The organism is Paenibacillus campi (assembly GCF_034659835.1).
GTDB lineage: Bacteria > Bacillota > Bacilli > Paenibacillales > Paenibacillaceae > Saccharibacillus > Saccharibacillus campi.
In genome coordinates this window covers 1126095-1141463 of sequence record NZ_JAXSQZ010000001.1, presented here as the reverse complement: position 1 = coordinate 1141463, position 15369 = coordinate 1126095, and the positions used below count along the sequence as shown (strand labels likewise).

Here is a 15369-nt window from a genome sequence, read left to right as displayed (position 1 = left end):
TAGTTTCTATATTATCGCTCATATTGTGGAGCAAGTCAGCTTTTTATTGCAACTATTTTAAACACAAAAAAAACTCCGCCAACTCGTGCCGGAGTTTATATAACAATGACGTACCGGATCAAACAGTATGCACCAGCTGTACATTGAAAACGATTCGTTTTATATCAAAAAAAGGAGAATACAGTCTATAACAGCCTGTATTCTCCTTCATGCCTGTATGGAACTGCTTTTAATATTGCGATACGGTCACTGGCGAATTGTCGCTAAGCAGTGCCAAATTGTTCTCAGCTACACGATCACCGTTTTTCAGACCGCTAGTGATCAATGCTTCCGAGCCGACATCTGATCCGACCGTCACTTGTTTACGTACCGCATGACCGTTAGTAATTACATATACGTAGCGTTTGTCACCGTCTGTTTGGATCGCTTTGCTCGGTACGATTAGCCCTTGCTTTGCATCTTTGCTCACAAAGCTAATGTCGGCAAGCATACCGGATTTCAGTTTGCCGTCACTGTTAGATACGGTCACTTTAACCGGATAACCGTTACCACTCGCATCCATCGGGCTAATGGTTGTCACTTTACCGCTCGTGACGATATCGGACGAAGCTACACGTACTTGCACTTGATCACCGGTTTTCACTTGATTGATCTCGTTTGCCGGTACATAGATCAGCATATTGACGGTGCTTAGATTAGCGATGGCGATCGAAGCAGCAGAAGGGCTTACCATTTCGCCCACTTCTGCATTTTTCGTTGTGACAATCCCGTTAATTGGCGATTTCACTACCGCATCATCCAGTGCGTTTTGGGCGATTTGGACGTTTAGCTTCGCTTGCTCCAACTTTTGTTGGCTAGCTTCGATGCCTGCTGTACTTTGCGACACTTCAAGCTGACGCTGTGCATTGCTATAGCCGGAATTGGCATTTTCATAACTGCTAGTCGCATTGCCGTATGCTTCTTGCGCGGTTGACAATGCGGTTTGAGCAGTTTGCAGCGATTTTTGCGCGCCTGCCAGTTGGTCTTGGGCATTTGCTTTCGCATTTACCGCATTATCGTAGGCAGTTTTGGCGTTCACTACAGCGGCTTGTGCTTGTTCCAGCTCTGCCTGTGTTGCCAGTGAATTGTCAAACAACGACTGGGTGCGTGTTAATGTTTTTTGCGCAGTCGCCAGTGCTTCCGCTGTTTGTTTGATCGTATTGCTTGCTGTCGAGACAGCGGTTTCTGTTTGTTTGACCGCTGTTTGTGCCTGGTTGACAGCACCTTGTGCAGAATTGATATTGCCTTTTGCTTGTGTGATCGCACTCTGAGACGAGATAATGCCGTTTTTCGAGCTGACGACACCGGAGCTTGCCGATACCATACCGGACTCGCGTGAATCTTTGGCGGTATTTACACCAGCCGTAGCCGCATTCACATTCGATTTGGCGATGTCCAAATTGTCGCGGATATCGCTATCTTCCAGCTTTAACAGCACTTGACCTTTTTTCACTTCGGTGCCGACATCGACATTGACAGCGGACACTTTGCCGGAAATTTTGGGCATAATGTTTACCGTTTCAGACGGTGTGACTGTACCGGTATAAATATCGCCTTGACCGATCATACCCTGCTGGGCGCTGGCGACTTTTACATTTACGCTCATTGGCTGAGCAGCTTCACTACCGGCGGTTGAACAACCTGCCAGCATAACCGAACTGAGCAGCAATGCAGTGGCGGTAACTTCCCATTTTTTAATGTTCATTGCATGTTCCCTTTCTTTCTGTAATCCAAATTTTCAAGCGATCGTAGATGGCGATCGGCGTTTGTTTACACTTTTGTTTCTTGCAGCACATTTTTTTTGCGTCTTGTAATAAATAGGAACACAAACGGAATCGAGCAAAATAACGGGATCGACGATACGAGGAATGTATCGGCAATGCCGCGTGAATACGCATCAAGCGTAATCAGACCAGACACCGTAGACGTCCATGAGCTACCTAGCATCGACTGAAACGTATTCGCCGCATCCGGCGTAATCGATTCGGAAATTTGCTGACTATGCAGTGCGGTACGACTTTGCATTAGGAATGTCAAAATGGCAATCGCCATCGAACCGGCAATCGTACGCACCAGATTGGACGCGGTTGAAGCTTTGCCGACTTTTTCTTTTGGTACAGCGTTCATACCGACAGTAGACAATGGCATCATACAAATACCGATGCCCATTCCACGAAACATTAACACAATTTGTAGCCATAAATGTGGTGTTTGCGGTGTTAAAGTGTGCAGATGATACGTCATTACACTCGTAAGTGTGAGACCGACTAGACCGATCGGCACGATGCCAATTTTGTCAAATAATTTACCGGCAAACGGCATCATCACCGCCATTGCAATCGCCTGTGGTAGCAAAATAATCCCGGTATGTACCGGCGATACCGACTGGATATTTTGCAGGAATAACGGCGATAAGAATGTACCACCGTACAACCCCATCATGACAAAGCTGGACGTGATCACACTGATCGCAAATTTATAATTTTTAAATAACGAAATATCAATGACCGGATTCTCCTGCCCACTCTCCACAAAGATCAAAAATACGAGCGCCCAGAAAGCGATAAAAAACAGCCCGACAATTTTGAACGATCCCCAGCCATCGGTCGAACCGCTTGACAGTGCGTATAACAATGTACCAGCGCAAGTAGCTGCCAATAGAAAGCCAAGCAGGTCGAATTTGACCCTGATTCCTGGCGGCGGTTCTTTGATCAGCAAGATGACCATCAAAATCGCAAACAGGGCAACCGGCACACAGACGATAAACAGAAAGCGCCAGTCAAACCATTCGATCAAATAACCGCTCAATGTCGGCCCAATCGCTGGTGCTGCCATCGCGGCAATGCCCCAAATGCCCAGCGCCATCCCGATCTGTTCACGCGGAATAATTTTGTACACGATCGTCATGCTAAGCGGCATAATAACACCGCCACCGAGACCGGCAACGATACGCGCAGCGATCAACGATGTATCACTCCACGCGAAAATGCAAAATATTGTGCCGAGCGTAAATACGCTCAACGCTGCAATGAGAAACTTTTTGTACCCGATGCGCTGTTCCATAAAGCCCGTAATCGGTACGATAATACCGGAAGCGAGCGTATAGCCAGTAATGACCCACTGGATGCGCGACGTTGTCGAGCCCAAGTCGGTCGTCAACTGCGGAATCGCCACATTGATCAGACTGTTATTCAAAATCGCCACAAAGGCGCCCAATACAATCGCGAAAAAGGCAAGCCATTTCTCGCGCGGCGAATCAGCAGGAGGAGCAGCGGCAATAACTTCGGAAGCCACCATCGACCCCTCCTTTAATTAAGATGTGTGAATTTTCACTTCAACGTTTGTGCCTGGAATGAGCGTCATACCTTGCGGTACACTCAGTGCAATTTCGACCGGAATACGCTGTGTAACTTTGTTGAAGTTACCGCTTGTATTGGTCGCTGCGATCATCGCAAATACGGAGTTGGACGCCTGTCCGACTTTACGAACTTTACCTTGGATCACATGATTACCGTCCGCATCCAGCGTCACATCTACGAGTTCCCCCGGTTTAATTCGATTAATATCGGTTTCTTCAATGTTGGTCGACACATACAAATTGTTCATATCCGCCATAATCGCAACCGCTGCGCTTGGGGATGCGATTTCGTGCTGTTTGGAATACACTTTGATCACCGTACCGTCGATCGGCGCGCGCAGCACGGATTTGCTGATGACGCTAGCATCCAGACCGGATACATTTTGCTCAGCGAGCGGCTCATTGCGTTTCAGCACATCGCCTTCTTCCACATCGATATGATCGATTTCGGCGGTAATTTGTGGCATCACTTTGTATTGATCGGCAGTGATACGCGCATCGTCACTTGATACATAATGGGTGCCTTGATACCAATAGTAATAACCGATTGTTCCGCCGCTAACGACGAGCAGCACAACCAGTATTGACAAAATAATCTTTCTTTTCAACGTACTCCACCTCTGCAGTTCTAATAAAATAGGATGATCGGTAAAACGATCGCATGTGTGCAATCTGTACAAATAGATAGCAGCACAATATAATACAATGCCAATTTCTCAATTTAGAGGCATCAGGCATAAAAAAAGCAAGGAACTGGGGTTAGACACATTGCAGTTAGAGGACGCTTTGATCGCGCGCACTAGCCGCCGGTCTTTCGCTCCTTACGCTTCGTTACTCGTAGCGGTATATAAGCCTCTTTTTAACAATTCCAGCTCTAGCCTAAAGTGGTGCAACACTTCTTGCTCATCCGCTTCGCCAGCAAAAAACTGGATAAAGTTCTGAATCAAAATCGCACGCAAAATTTGGATCAAGTGCAGCAGTTCTTCTTCACTATGGATGTTCAATCCACTTGTGTCGATCAACCCCATATAGTTGCGGTAAAAATCGCGTATCCGCTCGCGGGTCGTCGGATTTTTCACATCCAAAATGAGCTTGTACTCAATTTTGTAATTCATATTCAGGAAAATATTACGTGCAAACTCGCGCTGTTCGCTACGCTCATCGTGAATAAAACGATGCAATGTCGTCTCAAAAAATTCTGCCGCTGAGGTGAACAAATCGCCTTGATGCTTGATCGCCAGCGACATCATGCGCTCGCGGTTTGTGGCGCTATGCTCCTCCAAAATGTAAAAAAACAAATCCGCTTTATGTTCAAAATACTGATAAAAGCTGCCGCGCGGAATGCAAGCATCCTTAATAATATTCGCAATCGACGCATCCGCAAACGAAGCGCGTGCAAACTCACGCAATGCTGCATCGATCAAGTTTTGCCGCTTTTCCCCAGGCAAATTAAAAAAGGTTTTGGTTGGCATATGTTCACTCCACTGCCCCCTGCAACCCCGGACGCTTGATTAATAATACGATACGATGACGAATAAAAAGGCGCTTAGCTGTAGGCAGGCTTAGATTGTTGTAAAAAGTTACATAGAGAATTATAGGTGACACCGTGTCATGTGTCAATCTTATTATTAAAATTTATACATATAAAACTTTATGCCGTTGTTAGTTGAATGTAAATGAACTGGAATAAAATCATATTGGCATACAAAAAAGCCCGCCTGTTTGCCCGTCCAGGGCGAAACAGCGGACTCTATCTTTGGCAAATCATTACAGCTCACGAATGAGCAATTCACGGCTTTTGCGCTGGGCACGTTTACGTTGATACATATCTTCGTCTGCCAAACGGAGCAGACTGTTGCCATTTTCGCCATTTGCCGTATAAATGCTCATCCCTGCGGCAAACGAAACGGTAATACCGCGTTCGCCATACCAGAACATTTTATTGTCCAGCAGCATGAGTCGACGGTCTACCAATTCAGCGACATAAGCGTAATTGGCATCAGCGACACTAAGCAACAAAATAAATTCGTCCCCTCCGATACGCCCAACTACATCACCAGGCTTGTGGAGCAAATTTTGCAGCAAGTCGGCAATAAATTTCAAATACATATCCCCTACCGCATGCCCATACGTATCGTTGATCGGTTTAAAATAATTCAGATCAATCATCACGACCGCAAATGGCGCTATCGCGTCTGTCCGTAGGCGCAGTTCTTCCTCTAATGCGGTACGATTGTACAGTCCTGTTAACGGATCATGATAAGCGCTATGTTTGTAGCTTTGCTCCGATTCAATCAACCGCCGCTCGGTATCTTTAAGCACAGTTACATTCGTCAAATGCAGTACAAACAAGTCTTCATTCGCGTCTTCAATCCGATCGATGCCGACTATCAGATCAAGCTGCTGTTTGTGCGAATCGTTCACTCGCATTTCCCAATGTGATTGTACAGCAGATTCCGCAACATACGAAGCGAGCAATTGTTGTAAGCCTTGCCCCTGCCTAAACTCAAACCGCTGCGCAATATCGGCAGCTGGTATTCCTTCAAACCAGCTCTGTGCGCGCGGATTCATTTTTTTGATGCTACCTTTGGCATCCAGCAGCAAAATCGCAGTCGGCGCCGATTCAAACAACACCTGAAACAGCTTGCGATAATCCGGCATAATATTGTATTTGCCGATCAAATGGCGCAGCCGGATTGCCCACACTAAATAGCCGATAAAATAACAGATCATCGCCACACGTGTAACGATCACACCTGACTGTAGCAATGTCGTAATCGCCGCAAAACTGCCAAATAGCAAAAACTCGCTTGCCAGCAGCGACCGAAAAATTTTCCGCCGTCTACGCTCTACTGTGTGATACCAGCTCACCGCCAGCAGCACGACCGACAGCAAAATATACCCGATCACAAAGATGATCGTCGCCAGCAAATACGTCGGATGAAGCGGGCTACGCCCATCGGTCACATGCACATTGTACAATAGTTGATGATCCCACATCACGATAAACCATAACCATACTAAATACGGTGTCACATACACGATTGGCACAAGCCGCTTAAACGAATAGGTCACCTCACCACCAAGCAATGTGCACAGATGAACAAGCGTACTAATAAATAGCAATAACGACGGTGCGCTACCGTATAGTACAAGCTGCATCTGATACTCCGGTAGCAGCGATGTTTTCAAATATTCGAACATAAAATAAAATACAAGCGAGCCCATTAACAAAGCGGCAACACGATTGATCATACTGCGCCGGTTTCGATAAATTAACGTAATCGCCATATAGATAAAAAAGTAGGTCGGCAACTGGATCGTCAAAAAATCCATAAAAAGTGCGCTCATCGGCAATTTCCTTTCCGATTCAGGTAGGTTACACGTAAAGCCTATACTACTTTCCAATTCACATCGTCTTTGATGTCACTGTAACGGTAACAGTATAAGTCTCCAGTATTCTTATCGTAAGAAAACGAGCACGATTTGACAACAATAAATAGCGAAAAATGACGAATTTTCGCATATTTTTTATGTAAACTACTACTTTTGACAATTTCAGTTGCCTTTTACGTCTTTTTTCCGACAGCAACATCGATCCAAAAAGCCTGTTTCTCTAATTTAGAAGCAAAACAGGCTCTTTGTAAATGAATTAATTTATATTACATATATTTATTGATGAACAATTTTTTGGAATATATTTATATTTATATTTACCGTCGTACCGCTCCATACGCTATCCAATATTAACGCTAAACGGATCACACTGCTGCCACCCATGTTACCAAACAGCATCTAGATTGTATTCCGTTTGCCCAACACCCGCTTAATGCTGCTGACGCAAACTGTCCGCCAGCGCTGTGAAAATAACGCCTAGCGCATGTGCTCCGGCATCAGCATAACCGAGACTGCGTTCACCGACCGCTCCTGCTCTGCCCATACGCGCCACAATATTAGCGGTGCGTTTGGCACCGTCAACCGCTGCCTCTGCCCCTTTACGAAATGCCGTCTGCACATCGTCACCGGTTTGTGCACTTGTCTTCCAGCTATCGGCGCAAGGTACGAGCGCATCGATCAATGTTTTGTCACCTACGACAGCACCGCGTCCAAACGATCGTTCACCTGTCGATTGAATGCCCGCTACTGCCGCTTGCAACATATCGGCAAATGCAGCGATCGTCAACTCGGTGCGCTCGCCTGCCGCTTTGCCTGCCGCGCGGAATGCCGAACCCCAGATCGGTCCGGAAGCACCGCCGCATGATTCCATAATGATCAGCGACACATCATGCAAAAAGCTGCCGATCGTAAGCGGCTGATGCGCCAAAATCGTCTTCCACTCGCGCTTCAATTGACGGAATCCTTTGGCGATACTCATCCCAAAATCACCGTCTCCGGCAAAGGAATCCAACTCGCAAAACGGCACTTCATTTGCGATAATAACTTCACTCATCCGGTCAATCAGATAGATCAGATTGTCCAGTGTAATCGTATTGTCGTTCACGATCGCTGCCGCTGGATCAGTCTCAACCGTATATGATACCGACTCCTGTGCTTGTGCCTCCTCGTCGATATCACTGTATGAAACCGGCTCGATCGGTCCGGACACTTTAAATGCTGGTGTATCACTTTCGCGAGATAGCAGTTGTTTTAGCTCATCGTCGAGCTTCATCAATGTGACCGATAATCCTGCCATATCGATACTTGTCATATAATTGCCGACAAAGCTGCGATGAACGATAATACTATGCTGTGACAATTCACGACTTACCGCATGATGGAACAAATACAGCTCCTGCTGCGGAGTCGCGCCAAAACCATTAATGAGCACCGCAACTTCGGCGCCATCTGCCTCCAGCTTCAGATCACGCAGCAAATCACCGACCATCCGCTGCGCCAGTTCATTCGCCGCTGTCAGTTCGATCCGCTCCATCCCTGGCTCGCCATGAATACCAACCCCATATTCCATCTCATGCTCACCTAGCGCAAAAGTAGGCGTTCCTTTAGCAGGCACCGTACAGGAAGTGAGTGCAAAGCCGATGCTGCGCACATGAGCAGCCGCCTTTTCCGCTGCTGCCTTCACGCCTTGTAGATCGCGCCCTTCCGCAGCGGCGGCTCCGGCAATTTTATGTACGAATACCGTCCCGGCAACCCCTCGTCGCCCAACCGTATACAAACTATCCTCGACCGCGATATCATCATCCACTTTAACATAATCGACTTGAATGCCATCTTCGCTGGCAAGATGAGCAGCATTTTTGAAATTCATCATATCGCCGCTATAGTTTTTGATGATCAGCAGTGCGCCTTGCTGACCTGCCGTTGCTTTAATAGCCTGATACACTTGAATTTGAGACGGAGATGCAAACACATCGCCACAGACCGCTGCATCGAGCATCCCTTTGCCGATATAACCTGCATGTGCCGGTTCATGCCCGCTGCCGCCACCGCTAATAAGCGCTACTTTATGAGGATCGATCTGTTTGCGTTTAATAATTTTGTACTTTGGAATTAGCTCCAGCTCGGGATGGGCGAGCACCATGCCTTTTGCCATTTCCAGTACGATATCGTCCGCACGATTCATTACTTTTTTCATCCGTCTTCCTCCTTTTGATCACGTATTGGGCTCGTTCGGTCACACATCGTAGTTAACCTTATTGGCGGTTGCGCTAATCATAATCGGCAATCGTCGCTCATTAGTAAAGCGCTTACTTACATTTTAATTATAGCGTCATATAACGTCCATATTGCGCTAAATATTGTTCTTTTTGTTTATAATCCGGCATCAGGCTGCCTACCTTGCGCCAAAATGAACGATCATGATTCATATGCAGCAAATGGCACAGCTCATGCACGATCACATAATCGATCACCTCAACCGGTGCCATCGCCAGCCGATAGTTAAACGTCAGCTTTTTATCGGCGCTGCAACTACCCCAGCGTGTCGTTGATTCGACAATCTCGATGCTGGCAGGCTTGACCCGCAGCTGCTGCTGATAAGCAGTAATCCGCTCATGAATAATGCGTTTGCAAGTCATAAAATAATATCGTTTCAGCCGTGTACGCAATTGCTGCTCATCCGCATCGGTCACATCAATTAGCTTTTGCAGCGGCTGCTCCTGTCCGAGCAGCATAAACGTACCATAATCTTCATAGGCACGCGTTTGCGGCAATGGATGCTGACTGGCAAGGCGATGCTGCTGTTCGTTAATCCAGTCTCCATGTCGCTGCACTATGCGTACAATCTCCGCTGCTGTCGTGCCATTGGGTGCCTGGACGGTCAATAGCCCATTACTTTCCATCCGCATCGACACTTTGCCACGCCGCGAATATTGTACATGGCAAGCGACCGTATAGTCGCCAATCGTAATGTTGATCATTGCTGTCATTTCCCCTTTATCTCTACCTCAAGCGCTAGGTTCATTATATCATGCATGTACTGGATCGACATAAATGGACCACGACGAGCGGATGGATGAGCAAAGTGGCACGATGGCAAGATGTAGTGTACATACTGTGCTTTGTTACCTGCTAATAATTATGGCTTGAAATGAAAACAGGCACCTCTGCTCGCTGCGAACCGAGTAAAGATGCCTACTGAATCGTTCTAGCTATTTCTATTGCGCGTGCTCAACTTCCGCTCTCCGTGCACTTAACGCACCGACTGTTTATCCCTTACTTTAACTACTTGCGCCGCCTGATCCGCTTCATTTACTACTGTCAATATGCCCGGTTGCTGTTCATTTGTCCAGGTGCTGCGCGCCGGGATTTTGCTCCAATCGGCGCGATGGGCATAGCCTTTAGCGATGCGTGTCACTTCTTGCAACAAGCCTTCGTTTAATTTGATCGGCTGTAAGCCATGCGCTAGGAACAGTTCATTACGTACATGCAGATCGTTTTCCTCCGCTTCTTTGCGCGGATTAGGTACATACGCAATCTCAGCCCCAGTCAAACGGCTAACTAGTGCCGCCAGATCGCGAATACGATGCGTTTCGGTCATTTGATTAAAAATCATCACTCTGTCTCCACGTACAGGTGGATGTTCCAGCGCAAGCTGTACACAACGCACTGTATCTTGAATATGGATAAATGCGCGTGTCTGTCCGCCAGTGCCATGCACAACGATCGGATGCCCGACCGCTGCCTGCATTAGAAATCGATTCAGCACTGTCCCATAATCACCGTCATAGTCAAAACGATTAATCAATCGTTCATCCAACATCGTCTCGTGTATGTTGGTGCCCCAGACGATGCCTTGATGCAGATCGGTAATGCGCAGCCCATCATTTTTATTGTAATAGTGGAATAACAATTGATCTTGTGATTTGGTCATATGATAAATGGAACCTGGGTTGGTCGGATACAAAATTTGCTGCTGCACGCGCTCACCTTGTGAGGTTAACACTTCGATATCGAGGTAACCTTCCGGTATTTGCATGCCAGATGTGCCATAACCATACACGCCCATCGTGCCAAGATGCAGCAAATGAATATCCAGCCCGGATTCAGCAATCGCACATAGCACATTATGAGTCGCATTCAAGTTATTGCCTACTGTATAACGCTTATGACGCGATGATTTCATCGAATATGGGGCAGAACGCTGTTCCGCAAAATGAATAATCGCATCCGGCTGTTCCCGCACGATTAACTGTAACAATCGTTCATACTCCTGCGCCAGATCGAGTCGCTCAAAGCTGATTCGTCGTCCGCTCAATTGCGCCCACACCTCAAGTCGAATGCCGAGCGGCTGAATCGGGGTCAGTGAACCTGCTTCTAATTCATTGTCAATATTGCGGCGGGACAAATTATCGATAATGATCACATCATGACCGAGCCGGGACAGATGCAAACTCGTCGGCCAACCGCAAAATCCGTCTCCGCCTAATACGAAAATCTTTTTCCTTTGCTCAGTCCATGCTTGTTCGGATGCAGTATTCAATAGAAACCCACCTTTTCCGTAATGTGATGTTGTCCATGTACACTGCCCTGTTATGCGAGGCAGCAGACCCACTTTTATTGTAGTGTCGCTCTGTCAACGCAAACATAATCTCTCGCCCTGTCTTATGTAAAAAATAAGCCTGACCGCATGACGGTCTCCAGTCCTATCAAGCGGTCAGGCTAGTAGCTTGTCTCAAATTTATCCAGGGATTGTGTTCGTCTGAATGCTGTACGGTTCAAGCACGGTTCAGATGGACGCAACCTTACATTTTCCTGAGACAAGTCACTAGTAGCTTATATCAAATACATATATCGTGTTGATCTGATCATCGTTTGATCATAGATGCGCTCAGATACGTTCGAACTTGATTTTTATTTGAGACAGCCTACCAGGTTGATTCGTAGCTATTTAACTGCAATAGATTTCAGTTCAATTTATACGAGCGTCTGCAACGCCTCACGGCTGAACATATGAATATCATCGCTGCGCTGTTCACGTACTTTGTTTGGCCATTCCGGGTCGCTAAGCAGTGCGCGACCAATTGCAATCAGATCAAACTCATTTTGCTCCAATTTGTGCAGCAATTCGTCCAAATGTGCAGTCGGATCGGTTTCCTCGGTTTGGGCAGCGCCAGGCGTAAATTCAGCCTGCAATCCAACCGAACCGACCGAGATCGTTGGTTTACCAGTCAACTTTTGCGTCCAGCCAGCAAGATTTAACTCGGAACCTGCAAATTCCGGTTCCCAGAAACGACGGGTAGATGCATGGAACAGATCGACACCTGCATCGGTAAGCAGACCGAGCAATTGTCCCAGTTCCTCCGGTGTTTGGGCAAGACGTGCGCCATAATCGTACATTTTCCATTGCGAATAGCGGAAAATGATCGGATAGTCCTCGCCAACAGCCGCACGACAAGCACGCACCACTTCAACTGCAAACGTAGCACGACCCGCCAGATCGCCGCCATAGCGATCGGTACGTCGATTGGTAACTTCCCACAGAAACTGATCGAGCAAATAGCCATGCGCTCCATGCAGCTCGATCGCGTCAAAACCAATCTTTTTTGCATCCGCAGCAGCCTGTGCATACGCCTGAATCAGATCGGCAATTTCATTTTCCGATAGCGGTTCACCAACAAGCTCACCTTTCAAATTGAAGCCTGACGGTCCAACCGGTTGGGCGGATGGATTTGGCTCATCCCCAACGTTACGCGCCATACCGACATGCCATAATTGGGGGGCAATTTTGCCACCTTCAGCATGAACGGCATCAACTACCTTTTTCCAACCGGCAAGCGCTTGCTCGCCATGAAAAACCGGAATCGCCGCTCCGCTGACAGATGCCGGATGATCAATCCCGGTTCCTTCGGTAATAATCAACCCTACCCCACCGGCAGCGCGGCGGCGATAATATTCAGCCACATCATCACCAGGAATATTGCCTGGCGAGAAGCCACGTGTCATCGGTGCCATCACGACCCGATTATCCAGCTGTAACTTATCACTATGAAACGGACGGAACAAAGGTGCAGTGTTCATTAATAAGCCTCCTCGTATATGATGTACTATTTGATTATTTTTCGTAACGACAATACTTTAACATAGCAATCTATGCAAATCAAACCGGCACTCGCTTAATGACCGGCGGCTCCGCATCTAGCCGTATATAATACATATCCGGATTCGTTAGCTGCTCCCATTCGGTAAAACCAATCCGTCCGTCATACATACGCAACAACAGCGAAATCAAATTGCCATGCGACACAAGCGCCGCACACCGATGATCGCTCGCCTTAAACTGTTCCACAACCGCGCTGACACGCTCGGTCGCCTGCCGACTCGATTCACCACCCGTATAACATAGCTCCATATCATCATACGTACGTCGCAGCATAGCACGCCAATCCGGCTCATCGGTATGGCAAAGCACACGCTCAATTAGACGTTCATCTGTATGTATAGGCAGTCCCAGCTGTAACGCCAGCGGTTCAATCGTTTGTAGTGCCCGTACATATGGACTGGACACGATATAATCGAGCGGAAGTGTACATAACTGTGCAGCAACATGTTGCGCTTGCACTTGTCCAAGCGTAGTTAACGGTGCAGCAGGCTGCTGTCCTGTAGCTTGACAATGGCGAATGATGTATAGTTCTTTCATTCCATCTATGCTCCTTTATCGATGGAGTGGCAACGATTATAGTCGTTGCTGTGCTTGTATGTATTGCCACGCCGCGATACCGATAGTTTATGCGGTCGATCATGTAGATCAGTTCCCATTATGCACTATGCATGCTGTATGCCGTTCATTTATAGACAAACACCAACAAGCCTGGACAGGTGCAGCTTATGCCGCGCCATCTCCAGGCTTATTTTAACAATAGATGATTTATTTAACAATATATCTTCAACATCCGTACGATACAGTTGCTTAACATACGTAAGTTGAACAATTTGTATACTTGCCTATTTGCCAACTATATCCATGTTTAACTCACGATCATAGCTAATGTATACTCATTGCAAGCACCATTCATCCATGCTCATTACGGCGTTGGCATGCCACCATTCGCATTCAGCGTCTCGCCGCTTACATAGCTCGACTCCTGACTTGCCAAATACACATAGGCTGAAGCCATTTCGACCGGTTGCCCTGGGCGACCAAGCGGTGTTTGCTCGCCAAATTCCGGCAGCACATCCGCAGGCTGTCCGCCAACGACTTGCAGCGGTGTCCAGATCGGACCTGGCGCTACTACATTAACACGAATGCCTTTTGGCGCCACTTGCTGAGCAAGCGCTTTGCTGAATGTGTTGATCGCAGATTTGGTTGTCGCATAATCAAGCAAAATTTCCGATGGGCTATATGCTTGAATGGACGATGTATTGACGATGCTGCTGCCTGGTTTCATATGCGGAATTGCCGCTTTACATACCCAGAATAGTCCGTATACATTCGTTTTAAATGTATGGTCAAATTGTTCGGTCGTCAGATCAGCGATATCTTCAACATATTGCTGCTTACCAGCAACATTAGCTAGAATATCAATACTACCCAGCTCACGCACCGCCGTTTCAATTAACTGTACACAGTATTGCTCATCTTTCAGATCGCCTGGTACGGCTACCGCTTTGCGGCCTTCCGCTTCGATCAGTTCAACAACTTGACGAGCATCTTCTTCTTCTTCCGGCAAATATGACAGTACGACATCTGCACCTTCACGCGCATAAGCGATAGCGGCAGCGCGTCCGATTCCGCTGTCGGCACCCGTAACAACCGCTTTGCGACCTTCCAGTCTGCCTGTACCACGATACGATTGCTCACCGCAATCCGGTACTGGCGTCATTTTCGTTTGCAAGCCTGGTTCTTGCTGTTGCTGCTTGAATTCGGGCCCTGCTTTCGTAAATTGCTTAGTTGGGTCTTGCATTGTGTATTGATCTGCCATGATGAATGCCCTCCTCTAAATTAGATAGATGTACATGCTGTTCTTGCATCAATCCCAACTCTTTTTATGTAACCGTGATCGATGCAGTCTAAACGAACCTACTGAATTGTCTATTATGCAAGCTTATCGTTGCAAACCTGTCTTTAGTCCGGAAAATTACATGCCAAACAGCCCACACCCGCAGCATACGCTGGCAGGCTGGGCTGGGCATACAATGATGCAGTCTTACTCATATGTTGTAAAATAATAAGGAAGCAACAGATCATTCCCTAATCTTCCACATGATCTTACACTACAGTCACTTAAAACATTGGCAACATATACTTAATGACAAACCACAGTACAATCGCCAAAATAATAATATAAGCTGCATATTTAATAAACGTCGAAGCGACCATGCCAGAGTCAGATTTGCGCTCTACCCGTACTTCCCGTTTATCCACATCGACATTGCGATTTTCGTTCATCGTTCTCGCTCCCTTTTCGGCGTTGTGCCTCTGGTTGTTAGGTGATTTGAGTGTTATTAAACGGTTTTATTACTTATGAATCGCCTTTGGAAAGCCAGTTTATAATTATTAAAATACGATTTTTATT

The 15369-nt window shown here is 47.0% G+C and carries 12 protein-coding genes; all 12 read right to left on the bottom strand.

The annotated features are described in order from the left end of the window. Positions 1-229: 229 nt before the first annotated feature. Entirely contained in the window at positions 230-1744 is a 1515-nt protein-coding gene (locus tag U1I11_RS04585) for an efflux RND transporter periplasmic adaptor subunit (protein ID WP_322904180.1), read from the bottom strand. A 65-nt stretch (positions 1745-1809) separates the two neighbouring features. Beyond that, positions 1810-3333 carry a DHA2 family efflux MFS transporter permease subunit gene (locus U1I11_RS04580; protein ID WP_322904513.1) on the bottom strand — a complete coding sequence of 508 codons (1524 nt, stop codon included), beginning with the start codon at positions 3331-3333 and terminating at the stop codon, positions 1810-1812. 18 nt (positions 3334-3351) lie between these two features. Continuing rightward, positions 3352-4005 carry an HlyD family secretion protein gene (locus U1I11_RS04575; RefSeq protein WP_322904179.1) on the bottom strand — a complete coding sequence of 218 codons (654 nt, stop codon included), beginning with the start codon at positions 4003-4005 and terminating at the stop codon, positions 3352-3354. A gap of 213 nt (positions 4006-4218) precedes the next feature. After that, a complete protein-coding gene (locus tag U1I11_RS04570) occupies positions 4219-4869 on the bottom strand; it encodes a TetR/AcrR family transcriptional regulator (RefSeq protein WP_322904177.1) in 651 nt (216 codons plus the stop codon). Positions 4870-5164: 295 nt separating this feature from the next. Next, the gene (locus U1I11_RS04565) at positions 5165-6748 is read right to left on the bottom strand and encodes a GGDEF domain-containing protein (protein WP_322904175.1); all 1584 of its coding nucleotides are present in this window, start codon (positions 6746-6748) and stop codon (positions 5165-5167) included. A gap of 475 nt (positions 6749-7223) precedes the next feature. Further along, complete coding sequence (dhaK, locus tag U1I11_RS04560) at positions 7224-8990, bottom strand: dihydroxyacetone kinase subunit DhaK (protein WP_322904173.1); 1767 nt, start codon at positions 8988-8990, stop codon at positions 7224-7226. Positions 8991-9117: 127 nt separating this feature from the next. Beyond that, the gene (locus U1I11_RS04555; RefSeq protein WP_416235596.1) at positions 9118-9771 is read right to left on the bottom strand and encodes a M48 family metallopeptidase; all 654 of its coding nucleotides are present in this window, start codon (positions 9769-9771) and stop codon (positions 9118-9120) included. Between the two features lie 275 nt (positions 9772-10046). Next, complete coding sequence (locus U1I11_RS04550) at positions 10047-11336, bottom strand: NAD-dependent epimerase/dehydratase family protein (RefSeq protein WP_322904169.1); 1290 nt, start codon at positions 11334-11336, stop codon at positions 10047-10049. Between the two features lie 434 nt (positions 11337-11770). Next, positions 11771-12874: an NADH:flavin oxidoreductase gene (locus U1I11_RS04545; protein WP_322904167.1), complete on the bottom strand. Its 1104-nt coding sequence runs from the start codon at positions 12872-12874 to the stop codon at positions 11771-11773. A gap of 79 nt (positions 12875-12953) precedes the next feature. Beyond that, positions 12954-13493, bottom strand: a complete 540-nt coding sequence (locus tag U1I11_RS04540; protein ID WP_322904165.1) for a histidine phosphatase family protein — start codon at positions 13491-13493, stop codon at positions 12954-12956. Positions 13494-13878: 385 nt separating this feature from the next. After that, positions 13879-14775: an SDR family oxidoreductase gene (locus tag U1I11_RS04535; protein WP_322904163.1), complete on the bottom strand. Its 897-nt coding sequence runs from the start codon at positions 14773-14775 to the stop codon at positions 13879-13881. A gap of 302 nt (positions 14776-15077) precedes the next feature. Then, the gene (locus U1I11_RS04530) at positions 15078-15242 is read right to left on the bottom strand and encodes a hypothetical protein (RefSeq protein WP_322904161.1); all 165 of its coding nucleotides are present in this window, start codon (positions 15240-15242) and stop codon (positions 15078-15080) included. Positions 15243-15369 lie beyond the last annotated feature (127 nt).

Excerpts from the sequence above, each read along its gene's own strand:
- U1I11_RS04545 (WP_322904167.1), bottom strand. The coding sequence starts at position 12,874 with ATGAACACTGCACCTTTGTTCCGTCCGTTTCATAGTGATAAGTTACAG.
- dhaK (WP_322904173.1), bottom strand. The coding sequence starts at position 8,990 with ATGAAAAAAGTAATGAATCGTGCGGACGATATCGTACTGGAAATGGCA.
- U1I11_RS04530 (WP_322904161.1), bottom strand. The coding sequence starts at position 15,242 with ATGAACGAAAATCGCAATGTCGATGTGGATAAACGGGAAGTACGGGTA.
- U1I11_RS04540 (WP_322904165.1), bottom strand. The coding sequence starts at position 13,493 with ATGAAAGAACTATACATCATTCGCCATTGTCAAGCTACAGGACAGCAG.
- U1I11_RS04585 (WP_322904180.1), bottom strand. The coding sequence starts at position 1,744 with ATGAACATTAAAAAATGGGAAGTTACCGCCACTGCATTGCTGCTCAGT.
- U1I11_RS04565 (WP_322904175.1), bottom strand. The coding sequence starts at position 6,748 with ATGAGCGCACTTTTTATGGATTTTTTGACGATCCAGTTGCCGACCTAC.
- U1I11_RS04535 (WP_322904163.1), bottom strand. The coding sequence starts at position 14,775 with ATGGCAGATCAATACACAATGCAAGACCCAACTAAGCAATTTACGAAA.
- U1I11_RS04570 (WP_322904177.1), bottom strand. The coding sequence starts at position 4,869 with ATGCCAACCAAAACCTTTTTTAATTTGCCTGGGGAAAAGCGGCAAAAC.